At 68.7% G+C, this 13,581-nt stretch carries 14 protein-coding genes and 5 pseudogenes; 10 read left to right on the top strand and 9 right to left on the bottom strand.

Translation table 11 applies throughout. The features are described 5' to 3' along the window. Positions 1-23 precede the first annotated feature (23 nt). From IG90_RS0132340 to IG90_RS46330, 3 genes and pseudogenes are all read left to right on the top strand, one after another. Positions 24-761 (top strand): TetR/AcrR family transcriptional regulator, encoded by a 738-nt coding sequence (locus IG90_RS0132340; protein WP_030592685.1) that lies wholly within the window; start codon positions 24-26, stop codon positions 759-761. 359 nt (positions 762-1,120) lie between these two features. Next, entirely contained in the window at positions 1,121-1,921 is an 801-nt protein-coding gene (locus IG90_RS0132335; protein ID WP_030592682.1) for an alpha/beta fold hydrolase, read from the top strand. 100 nt (positions 1,922-2,021) lie between these two features. Beyond that, positions 2,022-2,770: pseudogene (locus IG90_RS46330) on the top strand (transposase); the annotation flags it as partial. A 268-nt stretch (positions 2,771-3,038) separates the two neighbouring features. Here IG90_RS46330 and IG90_RS0132325 read toward each other — a convergent pair. Further along, the gene (locus IG90_RS0132325; protein WP_030592679.1) at positions 3,039-3,365 is read right to left on the bottom strand and encodes a GYD domain-containing protein; all 327 of its coding nucleotides are present in this window, start codon (positions 3,363-3,365) and stop codon (positions 3,039-3,041) included. A gap of 233 nt (positions 3,366-3,598) precedes the next feature. After that, complete coding sequence (locus IG90_RS45340) at positions 3,599-3,811, bottom strand: hypothetical protein (protein WP_030592676.1); 213 nt, start codon at positions 3,809-3,811, stop codon at positions 3,599-3,601. 687 nt (positions 3,812-4,498) lie between these two features. On the opposite strand from IG90_RS45340, the gene IG90_RS44990 reads away from it, so the two are divergent. Next, entirely contained in the window at positions 4,499-4,645 is a 147-nt protein-coding gene (locus IG90_RS44990; RefSeq protein WP_167345018.1) for a hypothetical protein, read from the top strand. A gap of 397 nt (positions 4,646-5,042) precedes the next feature. Continuing rightward, positions 5,043-5,210 (top strand): annotated as a pseudogene (locus IG90_RS46325) (transposase); the annotation flags it as partial. A gap of 52 nt (positions 5,211-5,262) precedes the next feature. On the opposite strand, the gene IG90_RS46320 reads toward IG90_RS46325, so the two are convergent. The 3 genes and pseudogenes from IG90_RS46320 to IG90_RS47295 form a co-directional block, all read right to left on the bottom strand. After that, a complete protein-coding gene (locus IG90_RS46320; protein WP_106973038.1) occupies positions 5,263-5,607 on the bottom strand; it encodes a hypothetical protein in 345 nt (114 codons plus the stop codon). Between the two features lie 87 nt (positions 5,608-5,694). Continuing rightward, positions 5,695-6,873: a transposase gene (locus tag IG90_RS39960; RefSeq protein ID WP_233436206.1), complete on the bottom strand. Its 1,179-nt coding sequence runs from the start codon at positions 6,871-6,873 to the stop codon at positions 5,695-5,697. A 64-nt stretch (positions 6,874-6,937) separates the two neighbouring features. Then, positions 6,938-7,042 (bottom strand): annotated as a pseudogene (locus IG90_RS47295) (hypothetical protein); the annotation flags it as partial. Between the two features lie 251 nt (positions 7,043-7,293). On the opposite strand from IG90_RS47295, the pseudogene IG90_RS47185 reads away from it, so the two are divergent. Continuing rightward, positions 7,294-7,604 (top strand): annotated as a pseudogene (locus IG90_RS47185) (IS630 family transposase); the annotation flags it as partial. A 62-nt stretch (positions 7,605-7,666) separates the two neighbouring features. On the opposite strand, the gene IG90_RS46315 reads toward IG90_RS47185, so the two are convergent. Then, positions 7,667-7,858 carry a hypothetical protein gene (locus IG90_RS46315; protein WP_233436207.1) on the bottom strand — a complete coding sequence of 64 codons (192 nt, stop codon included), beginning with the start codon at positions 7,856-7,858 and terminating at the stop codon, positions 7,667-7,669. Positions 7,859-8,597: 739 nt separating this feature from the next. On the opposite strand from IG90_RS46315, the gene IG90_RS0132295 reads away from it, so the two are divergent. The 4 genes from IG90_RS0132295 (at position 8,598) to IG90_RS0132280 (ending at position 11,605) form a co-directional block, all read left to right on the top strand. Then, on the top strand, positions 8,598-9,302 hold the full coding sequence (locus tag IG90_RS0132295) for a hypothetical protein (RefSeq protein WP_030592673.1): 705 nt from the start codon (positions 8,598-8,600) through the stop codon (positions 9,300-9,302). Between the two features lie 19 nt (positions 9,303-9,321). Beyond that, the gene (locus IG90_RS0132290) at positions 9,322-9,774 is read left to right on the top strand and encodes a phage holin family protein (protein ID WP_030592671.1); all 453 of its coding nucleotides are present in this window, start codon (positions 9,322-9,324) and stop codon (positions 9,772-9,774) included. Then, positions 9,750-10,391, top strand: a complete 642-nt coding sequence (locus IG90_RS0132285) for a DUF3618 domain-containing protein (protein WP_030592668.1) — start codon at positions 9,750-9,752, stop codon at positions 10,389-10,391. The genes IG90_RS0132290 and IG90_RS0132285 overlap by 25 nt, the downstream gene beginning before the upstream one ends. A gap of 239 nt (positions 10,392-10,630) precedes the next feature. Beyond that, entirely contained in the window at positions 10,631-11,605 is a 975-nt protein-coding gene (locus tag IG90_RS0132280; RefSeq protein WP_233436208.1) for a YihY/virulence factor BrkB family protein, read from the top strand. Between the two features lie 113 nt (positions 11,606-11,718). Here the strand turns inward: IG90_RS0132280 and IG90_RS46310 are convergent, their stop codons facing one another. The 3 genes and pseudogenes from IG90_RS46310 to IG90_RS0132265 all read right to left on the bottom strand — a co-directional run. After that, positions 11,719-11,970, bottom strand: coding sequence for a transposase (locus IG90_RS46310; RefSeq protein ID WP_411572665.1), 252 nt, complete (start codon positions 11,968-11,970; stop codon positions 11,719-11,721). Positions 11,971-12,454: 484 nt separating this feature from the next. After that, positions 12,455-12,958 (bottom strand): GNAT family N-acetyltransferase, encoded by a 504-nt coding sequence (locus IG90_RS0132270; RefSeq protein WP_030592663.1) that lies wholly within the window; start codon positions 12,956-12,958, stop codon positions 12,455-12,457. A gap of 164 nt (positions 12,959-13,122) precedes the next feature. Further along, positions 13,123-13,581, bottom strand: a pseudogene (locus tag IG90_RS0132265) (NF041680 family putative transposase); the annotation flags it as partial.

The raw sequence follows: 13,581 nt of genomic DNA, 5'->3' as shown, positions 1-13,581 counted from the left end.
GTCGAGACGGAAGAAGGGCTCCGATGGCGAAAGAAGTGGTTCCGGAGGAAAGGCGCCGGCGCAGACGGGCGACCAGGCAGGGCGTGTTGGTCACCCAGCAGCTCGTCGTCGAGACGGCTCTGCGGATGCTCCACGAACACGGCAGGGACGGACTGACCGTGCGACGCCTGGGCGTGGCGCTCGGAGCCGACCCGAGCACCCTCTACCGCTACTTCCGAGGCATCGACGACCTGACCCTGGCCATCGCCGACGAACTGATCGGACGCGCGATGCGCGGATGGCGGCCCGGCGGAGCGTGGCGGAAGGACCTGCGCGAGGTGGGCCTGCGCATCCACACCGCCTACCTCGCCCACCCGCAGGCCGCGGTGCTGACCGCCAGCCGGGTCAGCGGCCGGGCCAACGAGATCGCCGGCGACGAGGCGGTCCTCGGCATCCTGCGGTCGACCGGACTGCCCGACACGGACGTCGTACGCATCTACCAGGCGTTCGTCGACCAGGCACTCGCCTTCGCCGCACTGGACGCCGCGAGCCTTGCCCTGCCCGAAGCGGCCCGGGCCGCCGACGGGGAGGTCTGGCGCGCCACCTACGCCCGGCTGCCCGCGGAGACCCACCCGAACATCGCCGCCACCGCGCCGCTGCTGGTGGCGAGGATGAACGACAGCGCCTACCCCACGGCACTGGAAATGCTCCTCGACAGCGCGGAGGCGAGCGTCCGGCGCGCGCGGCGCGGGAGCGACCCGGGCGACCAGGGCGCCGACTGAGACCTGTGACGGAGCAGTGATCTTCGGGGAGTCGGGCTGTCCTGGTCTGGTGTCCCGTCTTTGGGGTGGGATTCAGGACGGCTGAAGCGGTTGCGCGCGGGCGTGATGGGCGTGGTGTGCTGACGTGCTCGGTTCGGTCGTCCGGTGCTTGGCCTGCGGTCCGGTAGTCGTGTGGGATTGATCTTGACCTTCTCGAAAAAATGGTGGCGCGTCTGTAGGCGGCTGGCCGTGCGCTACGAGGCGACAGTGCTGGTCGCGGCCATCAACGAGTGTCTGTGACCAGCGCATCCGCGACAGGCCTTGTGGCATCAGCGCCAGGCGGGCGAACGAGTGTTCCGGAGTAGGGGCATCATAGGGCGATGAGCGAGAATCGAACCCCGACGGCGGTGCTGTTGCACGGCTGGCCGGTCACGGCCGACCACTGGCGATACCTTATTCCGGCACTCGATGCCGCCGGTATCACCGCAGTGCCGGTCACGCTTCCCGGGCTGGGCACCGCTCCCGACTCCGGCGTGACCGACTTCCGCAAGATGGCACTTGCCGACGGTGTCCGGGCACGGCTGGCACAGGAGGGCGTCACGCGCTTCGCCGTCATCGGTCACGACTGGGGTGCGACGGTCGGATACCTCATCGCGGCCCAGGCGCCGGAATCGGTCAGCGGGCTCGTGGTCGAGGAAGAAATCCTTCCCGGTGTCGATGTCGAGATTCCCGAGGCCGGCCGGGACTACTACCCATCCTGGCACGGCCCGTTCAACCGTACCCTCGGCCTCGCGGAGAAGCTCGTGCCCGGCCGGGAAGCGGCTTACTACGGCACGTTTCTGGAACAGAGCGCCGGGCCAAGCGGCCTCGACCCAGACACCCTTCCGGCCTACATCGAGGCGTACAGCACTCCAGGTGTACTGAACGCCGGGCTGGCCTATTACCGCACCAGGTCAGAAGATGTCGATGCCATTCAAGCCCTTGCCGCCCAGCCGATTCCAACGCCTGTCCTGGCGGTCGGAGGCAGACACGCGATGGGGACGGCAGTCGCGGATGGAATGGCCACCCTTGCCACCGATGTCACCCCACTCGTCTTCGAGCAATCCGGCCACTACCCCGCAGAGCAGGAGCCGGACAGCGTGAACCTCGCGATCGTGCAGTTCCTTCAACGGCACTCTTGACCCTCGATACCGTGCTCCAAGAAGCGGATCTTGAGTCGTCTATGCACTTTCGAAACAGTCCCTAGCTTGATCTTTAACCTCGGAGCCCGAACGAGTCCTCGTCGATGTGGCCCGGCTGCGACGGGCCCTGGCCGCGGTGCCCCTGCCGCGATCAGCGGACGGCCGGCTGGTCCCGGCCGCCGACCTCACCTGCTGGCTGCGACCCAGCGCCCACACCTCACCGCAGCGGATCCTGTGCCACACCTACGGGCGGGGCAAGGACCAGCACATTCCCGTTCCCGGCTGGCCGTACTCGGTGATCTGCGCACTGGAGACCGGCCGCAGTTCCTGGACCGCGCCGCTGGACGCACTACGGCTGGCGCCGGGAGACGACGCTGCCCACTGTCACCGCCGGGCAGATGCGCGAGCTCATCGAGCGGCTGATCGCGGCCGGACAGTGGAAGGACACCGGCCCGGAGATTCTGATCGTGGTGGACACCGGCTACGAAGTGCCCCGCCTGGCCTTCCTGCTGAAGGACCTCCCGGTGCGGGTGCTTGGGCCGGATGCGGTCGGACCGGGTCCTGCGCCGCGCGGTCCCGCCCCGCGAGCCCGGCACCCGGGGACGGCCACCCCGTCACGGTGGTGAGTTCGTCTTCGGTGACCCGGCCACCTGGAACACTCCCGACGTGCAGACGGTGACCGCGACCCGTCTCTACGGCACCGCCGTCGCACGGGCCTGGGACCGCCTCCATCCGAGACTGACCCGCCGCTCGGCCTGGACCGCTGAGCTGGGCGCCCTGCCGGTCATCGAAGGCACTGTGATCCGTTATTGCGCGGCGTATCCGGGACCTCTGCTGTTGGCATGGAACCAGCGAGCCGGGCTGGGTCGCAGCGATAGAACCAGAAGCACAGCCAGAACGAGTATCACGATCCATAAGGTGGTGGCCATGACGGCCATGATTCGCTAGCTGTATGGGCCACTGGTAGCCGTACAGATACTCGATGAGCGCGGCGTAGAAGGGAACTCCGGTCAGGGAGGAATCGCGTTCGTCGTCTCCAGTCCGGCGGATCACCCGCGAATGACCACACCTGGCGAACCGCTCATCTCGTCACCAGAGAACACCTCGGCCTGGACCGCTACGCGCCCGGCGCCCGGTACTGGACTCGTTCGGCTTTGCGCAGGGCATCCATGGTTTCATCGACAGTCAGGAGAACTGTCGTCTCGAACGAGCTGAGCGCGCCGCCTCCGCTGATCGCCAGCGCAACCGCGGCCATAGACACGTTGTCGGGGGCCTCCCACAGGTTGTAGCCGTCGTGTGTGCCGAAGGCGTACCAGAAGCCGTGGAGCTTCCCGCCGGCGGACTCGATGTACGCCTGAGCGGCCTTTGCGCGGTCCTCGGGGTGGACGATCAGCCTCGCCCAAGTCTCCGGTGTGTAGGTGAACCTCGATAGATACAGCGGCATCGTGTCTCCCTTTCGTTGCACCGAGGGATGCCCCGGCCGGGCGGGAAACACGCCGGATGCGGCCCGCGTATCCCCTGAACGGCTGGGGACGATGACCGGCACGGCCGCAGCCGACGGGTGAGCGACCTACCCGTGCGCTCTGGCCCTGCTTCGCACACGGTGACTGATGCGTCCGCGTACGGTTCGGTTCGCGTGACCACTACCGGTCACCACCCCCTGCCCACGCGCGCGAGCTACTTCGTCTCACAACCTGAGAACGCATCAGCCCTGCTGAAGTCACCGGAGAGCCACAGAAGCTTTTCGTGCGCGTCGCTGTACGTGAAGAGCCAGTGCGCCGCGCGTTCCTCCAGGACCATCCACGACACCGCGACCCGGCCCCGCCCGGTCTGCCGGATTGCGCGGGACAAGTGCGCCTCGACACCGTCGAGAGTCTCCGGTTCGTACACATGACCAGGATCCCAGCAGATTGTGGGCCGACGCACTGAACTGATCAGCCCGCCTCACACCGGGAGGACGGCATGACGACGGGCGGCGGCGGGGAGGGCTGGGCCTGTGACGCTGCGTTGAGCGCCGATGCCCGGCTGCGGGCGGGGCCTTCCTGACTTCAGGATCGATGTGGTTGAGGGTGAACACCTTCGCCGCCAGCAGCCATGTACGACGGCACGGGCCCTGCCCGGCGGGTGCCGGGAACAGCACCGGGGCAGCCCGTCGCCGACGATCACGGGGCTCCATCGGGCACTCGACCATGATCCTCCTGCGACGACAGTCTCGATGCCACGTCAGGAGTTACACGAGGCGGCGCCAACATCATGGTCGATATGCCCGATTCGGCGAAAGTGCTCGAGAACCGCACCCGCCCCCTGCAGAAGCTACAGGTCAAGAAGTCTGCTCCCCGCGCGAGGATGGTCCCTACCCCACCGTCAACACAAACCGATGAGCGCGCTGTTCCCCGCTCGCGTGGATGGTCCCGGCTCGATGACCGGGATGGTGATCAGCGGTAACTGTTCCCCGCGCGCCCGTGGGGATAATCCCCAGTCGCGGCCCGGGAACGGCTGCTGCTGCTCCGTGCGACGGCCGCGCATCCTCGCGTCTTTGGGGGGTAGGCGGATGGCATACCGCTCCAAGGAGGAACCATGGCTGGACTCATCGCCCGTCTCACGCAGTTCACCCGCAGCCCCCAGGGGCGGCGGACGATCACGTCGGCCCGACGTGCCGCGGCCGACCCGCGCAAGCGCGCCCAGGCTCGCAGCCTGTTCGGTCGGCTGCGCGGACGCCGGTGACATCGGCGCTCCGGCGGACGACCGGAAGTGCCTGCCTGCATCACCCATCGGAGTCGCCGACCCATCTCCGCTCGCGCGGAGAGCACCCTACGCGACCTTTGCCTTTTCTTTGCAGAAGCGAGTGTAAGAAGACGTTGTCGTACCGAGAGGTTCGGTTGGCGGGTCGAACTTGGTTTCCCGGTTGGGTGATCGGCTTGTGGCCGGGGCATGAAAGCAGGGCCTCGCGCACAGCTCATGGGTGTTGAAGTCCATTCGAGCGACAGGAGGCTCTGTGCCTCAGCCTTCCGCCCCGGTGCCCGTGGCGTCCAACCCGGAAACCTCGTCGTGTGACTGTCTCGCCCATGTGTATGGGAACGCGGCCGGCCATGGTGAGCGGAGGCGTCATTACCTCTCGGACATGAGCGACGCGGAGTGGGCCGAGGTCCGTGCCGCGATGCCGGTGCCCGGCTGGCTGGAGGGTTGTGGCGGGCAGCCGGAGAGCTACTGCGATTGGCAGATGATCGACGCGATCCGCTTCCTGGTGGACAACGGGATCACGTGGCGGGCGATGCCCGTGGACTTCCCCGTCCGGGACCGGGTCTACGCGTTCTTCCGCCGCTGGCGGGACAAGGGCCTGGTCAAGCGTTCCACGACCGGCTGCGTGGGAAGACCCGTGCCGCGGCCGGCCGGGACCCGGAGCCGACCGCAGGCATCATCGACTCCCGCGGACCAACACGTCCGAGGCGATGGTGCTGTGGTCGATGACCATGATCATGAGCCGCCGCCTGGCGCAGCGGCGGCGCTGAAGGAGCCCGGGGTGTCATCGGTTCGCCGGTTTCGGACAGCACCTCACTCACCGCCTCCTTCGCGATCACCAGGCGATCCGGCGCGGCCTCCGACTCCTCCAGCTCGCCCCGCAGCGACACCACCCGCTGCCGGGCAGCGACCTCCCGCTCCTTGATCGACCTCAGCACCGACGGCATCCGGCACCTCCACCAAAGAGAGAACACGACGTGTCATCTCTACTGCAACGAAAGCAACTTCACGCCTGACCAGCGGAAACCTGGCGATCACACCCGGAAAGACAACAGATTCTGAGCTTGACTCTGTCGGGGATCTTGGTGTCGTCCGCTCAGTCTCTGGCGGACCGCCAAGACCTCGGCCGGGGGATCTCGTGTTGGTCCAGGAAGGTCACGGAGTTCTCGCGGGGGAAAGCCCACGGTTCGGGCGCTGTCGGTGGTGGTCGTGCAGCGGGTGCGGACCGGGCATGGGCGGCACTGGCTCTTGGTGAACCGTGCCACGATCAGAGGTGCCGCGGTGGGTGAGGAGGTCGGGTAGGGGCCGTGCCAGCCCGCGCTGGTCTCGCCCTGCGGGCAGGTGACCTGCTGGCGGTCGAAGTCGATGTGGAATACGTCGCGGCCGAAGCTGTCGTTCTTGCGGTGCTGGCGGGTGGAGTTGACCGGCAGCGGTCCGGTGACCGTGACCTGGTGTTCGCGGGCTGCCTGTTCCAGATGGACCAGGGAGGTGTAGCCGCCGTCGACCAGATGCTCGGTGGGCAGGAGCCCGCGGCGCCCCAGCCGGGTGTGGATGCCGGGCAGAGCCTTCGCGTCGTAGCTGGTGGCGTCGGTGGTGGCCACATCTGTGATCACGTTGACGCCGTCAGGATCACAGGTCTCGGTGAGATGTGCGACGAACCCTTTCCAACGGGTGACATGTCCGCGGCGCGCGTAGCGGGCCGTCGGGTCGTAGGGCGAGACGACTGCGACGGCCGAGGGCGGCAGCCCGCCGTCCTCGGCGGTGCGCCAGCGCAGGCGGCCGGCCCCGTCGCGGTAGTAGTTCTGCACCATGATCTGCTGCAGGGCCCGGACGCGGGGACCGGACAGGCGGTCCGCCTCATGCTCCCCGACGTGCTCCAGCAGCCGGACGGCGTCGCCGCCTGTGGCAAGGGTCCTGGTCTTGGGGCGGGTGGGGTTCTTGCCCAGACGGACCGGACGGCCGTAGCGGCGCCCCCACTCCTCGTCGACCAGGCCGGCCAGCAGGTGCGGAGCTGTGCCGGCCAGCTCTTCCAGCGCGGCGCGGACGGCTTCGGTGACCAGTTCCAGCCGGGTCAGGTCGCGCACCGCGGCCAGGACGTGGGTGGAGTCCGTGCGCTGGGTGGTGCGCTCGCGGACGAGACCGGCCTCCTTCAGGCGCGCGAGCGCGAGATCGAGGAGACGGTCGGCTCGGCCGCCCTCCGGTGAGACGCTCACGGAAGTCGGACGCCTCGGCCGCCTGCCGGTCCGACATGCCGGGCAGAAACTGCAGCACACAGACGGTGGCCAGCTGGGCGGGCGAAAGCCCCGGGCGGCCGTCGCACGGGTACCAGTCGGCGAAGTCCTCGTCACGCCACAGCCCGCCCAGGTGGTCTCTCACCCACATCGCCGTTGTACCGCCCGGGTTGCTCGCTCGCGCCATCTGCACGGTCAGAGAAGGGACTTGCTCACCAGAACGGGCGTGGAGCGACAACGGGCACCTCGACAACTGCGTCGGATCTTGAACAGAGCCGAGCATGCCCGTTGATCATGCTGCCCCGCCGGGGATCCTCAAGATCCCCGACAGAGTCAAGCTGAGGTTGAACTCGTGGAGTCGTAGGGGCTGACGGCCCGTCGTCCGTGCGGTGTCACGGGTGCATGCGGTCCCCACAAGAGGGTGGGCTGAATGCCGAACGGCAGCAGTTCCGCGAGGAGTTACGGTTCAAGGCGGCCGAGTGGTTCACCTGAAGCGGCTCGAGCACGGTGAACGCCAAGGACCTGCGGGTCAGCGTCCCCTCCGTGCAGCGATGGTGGCGGATGTGGGACGAGGTCGGCCCGCAGGCTCTGCGGTCGCAGGGACCTGCGTCGCTGCCCGGCTGAGCGAGAAGCAGTTCGCCCAGCTCGATGCGGAGCTGGCCAAAGGGCCGGCCGCGCACGGCTGGGAGGACCAGCGATGGTCGCTCGCGCGCCCTGCCCACGGCCGAACGGGCACCACCGGCCGGCCGAGGGCGGCCTCTGAGCCGCGTCCGGTTCAGGTCCGGAGCCAGATGACCAGGGCTGCCGCTGCCTTGGTGGCGAGGAAGACACAGCTGCGTTTGTCATGGCGAGTTGCCACCGCCCGGGACTGCTTCATGCGGTTGATCGCCCCTTCAACGGTGTTGCGCTTCTTGTAGCCGTCCTCGTCGAAGCCGGGTGGCCTTCCGCCGCATGAGCCTTTGGGCACGCGGGCGGCCTGGCTGTACCAACGGGTACCCCGAACTCGTAGCTCTGGGCTCGCATGAGCGGCCTCTCGCACCTGACGAAGAACCTCGTGATGACGTACGCGATCCGGGGCGGCCTGGAGCACAGAGTCGAGCTGATACCGCGGCTACCCTCGCCAGTCTCGTGGGCGTGCCCGCCCCCCACTTCAGCCGTGCTTGCAGGGAGCTGGAGTCCGATGGGTGGATGGAGCACACGCACAGCGAGGGTCAGGTGAAGTTCTACCGGCTCGGCGAGAAGGCCACCGGCCGCGTGGTTGTCGTCCAGCTGCGTAGCCGACCGACAGCGTGACCTGAAGCGAGCGAACTGCCGGGGCCGGGTGTCCCCGCCCGGGCCGGCCAGCACACCTTCACAACCACCTCTTTCTGGGCCCGGCTGCACGGCGCCCCAACAGCCTGTGGGCCGCCTCGGGCCGCTCACCCGGAGCGGCCGGACTGCTCGCTAAAGGGCTCTCGTCGCCACGATCAGCCGGAACCTGAACACCTGCCGGACTGCGGCTGTACGCCGGATCAGGATGGGGGCGCTGAAGCTGGGACAGGGGTCCGCCTGGCCGGTCGCGTAGCGGCGCGAGGGCCAGGATACGAGACCGCCGCCCTGTTCCCCCGCATCGCGCATGTTCGCCGCTTTTGCAACCATTAGAGGGATGTCGACAGCGGGGGATGACGCGTCACACCTTCCCAAGCAGGGCCGATCTAGGAGGAGCTTTGAGCGACTTCGAGCATTCGAGCCGTCCGGACAGCGGTACGACGGCGAGCACGGCACAGACCGCACGGGACAAGGCTGGCGAAGGCGCCGATCTGGTGGCCGGCAAGGCCGGTGACGTGGCGGGCACCGCCAGGGAACAGGCAACCGATGTGGCGGGTGAGGCCGCGGCACGGGCCCAGGACGTCGTGGGCGAGCTGCGGGAGCAGCTGGAGGAGCAGGCGCGCTCGCAGACACAGCGGCTGGCAGACAACGTACGGCGGCTGGCCGACGAACTGCACGACATGAGCCGCAACAGCGACGGCGACTCTTCTGCTGCCGGCGCGGTGAAGCAGATAGCGGACCGCGGGCACCAGGCCGCCTCCCGCATGGAGGAGAGGGGGCCGGACGGTCTCCTCAGTGACCTGCAGGACTTCGCGCGCCGTCGCCCCGGGGCGTTCCTGGCGGGCGCGGCGCTCGCGGGCTTCGCCACCGCCCGGCTCGCCAAGGGTGCCAGGTCCGCGGACGGCGGAGGGCGGCCCGCGAGCACGACGGACGGCAGGACGGGCCGAGACGCGCCACAGGCCGGTACGGGACGGGAGGCGCCGCGAGCGGAGGGTACCCGCGCGACGTCGGCCTCGCCGCGCCTCAGTCCGTCCTACGAAGGAGATATCGCTCCGGGGCCGGTCCCGGTGAGCGACCCGTATCCGGATCCGCAGCAGTCGTAGGGAGAGGGGAAAGCGAGCCGTGGTCACACCATCTTCGGAACATATTGTCGCCCAGCCGGACGCCCCGCCCGCCGGTTCCACCCGTGCACCGTCGGCGGACGCTTCCATCGGAGAGCTGGTCGGAGAGATCAGCGGAGACCTCACACAGTTGGTGCGCGAGGAGGTCGAACTGGCCAAGGCCGAGATCAAGGAGAGTGCGACCCGAGCGGGCAAGGCGGCGGGCATGCTCACCGGCTCCGGGTACGCCGGGCACCTGGTGCTGCTGATGGGCAGCCTGGCGGCCATCTTCGGACTCGCGCATGTGGTCGACCTGGCTTGGGCCGCGCTCATCGTGACCGGGTTCTGGGCGCTCCTGGCGGCCGTTCTCTTCGTGGTCGGCCGCAAACGCCTCAGGACGGTCAGCGCAAAGCCCGAACGCACTGTGGAAACGCTGAAGGAGGACGCGCAATGGGCACGCAACCCGACGAGCTGAAGTCCGACGTGGAAGACACCAGGGCCAACCTCGCCCGCAACGTGGACCGTCTCGCGGACAAGGTCGCCCCGGGAAAGGTCGCCCGGCGCAAGGCGGACGCCACGCAGCGGCGGATCACCCGTGTGAAGGAGGGCGTGATGGGTGCGGCGAGCGACACCAGGGCCTCAGGTACCCAAGGCGTCGCGGACACCGCCGGGCAGGCGGGGGACGCGGTCAAGCATACCGCCGACCAGGTGGGCCGATCCGTACGCCAGGCCCCCGAGGAACTCACGCGGCAGACGCAGGGCAGCCCCGTGGCGGCGGGCATCATCGCCTTCGGCGCCGGCATGCTCGCGGCCGCGTTGCTCCCCACCACGGACGTCGAGGAACGCGTCGGCGCTCAGCTCCGCGAACACTCCGATGAACTTCTCGAACCCGTGAAGCAGACCGCCCAGGACGTCGCCCTGGACGTCAAGGAGGAAATGCGCGGGCCTGCCACGGAAGCCGTGGACGCGGTGAAGAGCACGGCGCAGAACGCGGCGCAGACCACCAAGCAGAAGGCGCAGGACGCGGGACAGGAGGCAGGCACGGGACTGCGCGAGGTCGGCCAGGACGCCGCCCGGCAAGCCGGGAGCTGAATCGGCTGCTCCACGGACCGATCCTCCGCCAAGAAGAGTCAGGCGGGCCCCCTCCGCTCCAGGGCCCCCGCCCGACGGGCGTCTCGTCCGCCTGGTGGCATGAAGCGGCCGTGAGGTCGCTGGCCGTACACCGCTGAGGTTGTGTGATTCCTATGACGAACGAACAGCACGATCGAGACAGCCTGGGCCCGGAGGGAAGCCAGCCGGGTGCCGGCTCGCACTCGCAGGCGGACCGTGACATGCCCGAATCGCCCGCGAAACTCGGCAAGGGGTCGTGGGGCGCGGTGCTGAGACGCGCCCTGCGCGAGTTCAAGCGGGACGAGCTGTCCGACCGCGCCGCGGCGCTGACGTACTACGGCATCCTGGCCCTCTTCCCGGCTCTGCTTGTCCTGGTCTCCCTGCTCGGTATCGCGGGCAAGGAGACCACGCAGACCGTCCTGGACAACATGCAGAAGCTCGCCCCGGGAGCGGCGCGTGACGTACTCACCAACGCGGTGACCCAGCTGCAGTCCAGCAGCGGGGCCGGCTGGGTCATGGGCATCGTGGGGCTGCTGGCTGCCCTCTGGTCCGCGTCCGGCTACGTGGCCGCGTTCATCCGTACCTCGAACGCCGTGTACGACGTACCCGAGGGCCGGCCGGCCTGGAAGGTGCTCCCGGTCCGCGTCGGCCTGACGCTGGTGCTGATGGTGCTGGCCTGTGTGAGCGCGCTCATCGTCGTGCTCTCGGGCGGGATCGCCCGCCAACTCGGCACCGCTCTGGGGGTCGGTGACACGGCCATGACCGTCTGGTCGATCGCCAAATGGCCCGTCCTGGTGGTGCTGGTGACGATCATGCTTGCGCTCCTGTACTGGGCGGCGCCGAATGCCAAGGGCCGGGGCTTCAAGTTCGTGTCCCTGGGCAGCCTGCTGGCGCTGCTGATCTGGATGGTGGCGTCGGCCGCCTTCGCCTTCTACGTCGCCAACTTCGGGTCTTACAACAAGACCTACGGCGCACTGGCAGGCGTGATCATTTTCCTGGTCTGGCTGTGGATCACGAACCTGGCAATTCTGCTCGGCCTGGAATTCGACGCGGAAATGGCCCGTGAGCGAGCCGTCATCAGCGGCCACCCGCAGACAGAGGAGCCGTACGTCGCCCCCCGCGACACCCGCAAATGGACCGACGAGGACCGCAGATCCATGGGCGACACCGGTCCCGCCGACCCACGCTCGGACTAAAGGGGGCTGCGTCCGGCACGGCAGCGCGCGGCAAGCACCCGTCGGCCCCTCGGGACCGGGACCGTGGGCGAAAAGCCGCCCGGCACTCCTGTCCGGTGACGAGCTATGACCCGCTACGCCCACACTATGTTCCCCCGCGTCCGGCGCCTTTCCAAGGTCAGGGCGAGTTTGTCCCGGCAATAGCCGACGAGGAAGCCGGTGTAGCCACCGTCGGCCCACACGAGGGTGATGTCGCGGTGCAGACGGCGCAGCCGCATCGGCAGGCCCGCCGCGGCGTCTCGGTCGTCGATGTTCGCAGCCGTGACCGCGACAGTCAGGAGCAGGCCGAGGGTGTCGGTCACGATGTGCCGCTTGCGGCCCGGCACCCTCTTCCGCCGTCGTAGCCGCGTGAGGCGGCCGGCACCGTCGCGGCGGCCCGCACCGAATGCGCGTCGATGATCCCGCTATGGGCTCGGCCTCACGGCCCTCGCGCTCACGGACCGTCCCGCGCAGCCGGTCGTGGAACTCGCCGTCCACCCCGCCCCTGGAACCAGGCCGGCACCGGCAGCAACGACGGCCGCCCACTCCGCGTCCGGCATGTCCGACGGATACCGGCGCACCCGGTCCGGATGGTCGGCCGCGTTGCCGTACACGTGCGCGAGGCAATCGCACGACACGGCGGGCGCGTTGAAGTCAACATGCTCGGGAACGTACAACGAAGACAACAGGGCCTGCGGGAACCACTCGGAATGGAATCGCACCCCCGAGCTACCTGGAGGCCCTGCTTTCACGCGCGAGAACCGCCGCAGTCACCCGATCGAGACTCCCGTTCGATCGACAGCCTTCGAGATCGGTACGGGCAACAACCACTTACGTGTCGGGATGCTCCGGCAGGGCGAGCCAGTCCGACCAGGAGATCTCGCGGCCGAGGAAGCGCGGCTGCTCGAACGGCCAGTCGGCGGCGATCCACTGCGGCACCAGCACGTCGAGGGCCTGCTCGACCTTGCTGCCCACCAACTCGTCCACCACCCACCAGGATATCTCGCCGTCCGCGCCGACCCTCTCCGGTGGGTCGATGTAAACACAGCCGAGCAGAGCCGTCTCCGCCGCGTCGAACAGCGCGTAGTTGAAGGACTGGTGTGCGGCGATCTCCTTCTCGTGCCGCAACAGATCGGCCTGGTCGGCCTCGTAGGTCATGGTGGCCGCGGGCCAGCCCCAGGCCAGGCCGAAGATGGTCCACAGCCGCTCGCGCGAACCCATCACAGCCGGATAGTCGAGTGGGGTGTCCGCCTCACGGATCGGCCGCAGGTGATGGGCACCGCCCGGCAGCGGTACCCGGACGGGGTGGACGAAGTTGTCGGGAAGCCAGCTCATGGCGCCTGACCGTAGCAGCGCGCGGCGGTCCGCTCCCTTGACATTCCCCGTATACCGCCGGGCCCTGCTCTCATGCCGGGCAGGGCCCACGATCACCCGATCGAGGCTCCCGTTCGATCAACAGACTCCATGATCGGTATGGCAACGGCTTCTCAGCTTGGCGTTTATCCTCGGCGGGCTTGGTGATCCTTGATCGACTCGGCGCGTTTGACCGTCTTGCCGACGTCGTGACGCTTGGCTCGGTGCTTGTTCTTCGAGCCGGGAGGCCGTCCCGGGCCCGGCTTGGACGGTTTCGGTGCGGCCGCCGGACGGGCCGCCGTCGCGCGGACGTTGCGAAACCCCCGCCGGACGCGGGAGGGAGTGAGGCGGCGGGGCTCTGCGGGTCGTTCCCAGGGCCGGCGCAGGTCCTCAGCGAGAGGGCGAGTGAGGCGGAGCTGGGTGTGGGCGGCGATGATGAGCCAGGTCCACAGGTCGGCGCTGTCGGCGTGGCGGACCTTCGGTGCCGTCCAGCCGAGGGTCTGCTTCAGGAGCCTGAACGTGTGCTCGAGATCGAATCTGCGGAGGAACGACTGCCACCAGCGCTCCACGTCCACCGGTGTGGCGGCGGTGGCTGAGCACCACAG

The sequence above is a fragment of the Streptomyces anulatus genome (genome assembly GCF_000721175.1).
Taxonomy (GTDB): Bacteria; Actinomycetota; Actinomycetes; order Streptomycetales; family Streptomycetaceae; genus Streptomyces; species Streptomyces anulatus_C.
Note: the sequence above shows the minus strand (reverse complement) of the source record. Positions and strands in the feature narration are given on the sequence as shown.

Excerpts from the sequence above, each read along its gene's own strand:
- IG90_RS44990 (WP_167345018.1), top strand. The coding sequence starts at position 4,499 with ATGGCTGGACTCATCGCCCGTCTCACGCAGTTCACCCGCAGCCCCCAG.
- IG90_RS0132270 (WP_030592663.1), bottom strand. The coding sequence starts at position 12,958 with ATGAGCTGGCTTCCCGACAACTTCGTCCACCCCGTCCGGGTACCGCTG.
- IG90_RS0132285 (WP_030592668.1), top strand. The coding sequence starts at position 9,750 with ATGGGCACGCAACCCGACGAGCTGAAGTCCGACGTGGAAGACACCAGG.
- IG90_RS0132280 (WP_233436208.1), top strand. The coding sequence starts at position 10,631 with ATGCCCGAATCGCCCGCGAAACTCGGCAAGGGGTCGTGGGGCGCGGTG.
- IG90_RS0132340 (WP_030592685.1), top strand. The coding sequence starts at position 24 with ATGGCGAAAGAAGTGGTTCCGGAGGAAAGGCGCCGGCGCAGACGGGCG.
- IG90_RS0132325 (WP_030592679.1), bottom strand. The coding sequence starts at position 3,365 with ATGCCGCTGTATCTATCGAGGTTCACCTACACACCGGAGACTTGGGCG.
- IG90_RS46320 (WP_106973038.1), bottom strand. The coding sequence starts at position 5,607 with ATGCCGTCGGTGCTGAGGTCGATCAAGGAGCGGGAGGTCGCTGCCCGG.
- IG90_RS0132335 (WP_030592682.1), top strand. The coding sequence starts at position 1,121 with ATGAGCGAGAATCGAACCCCGACGGCGGTGCTGTTGCACGGCTGGCCG.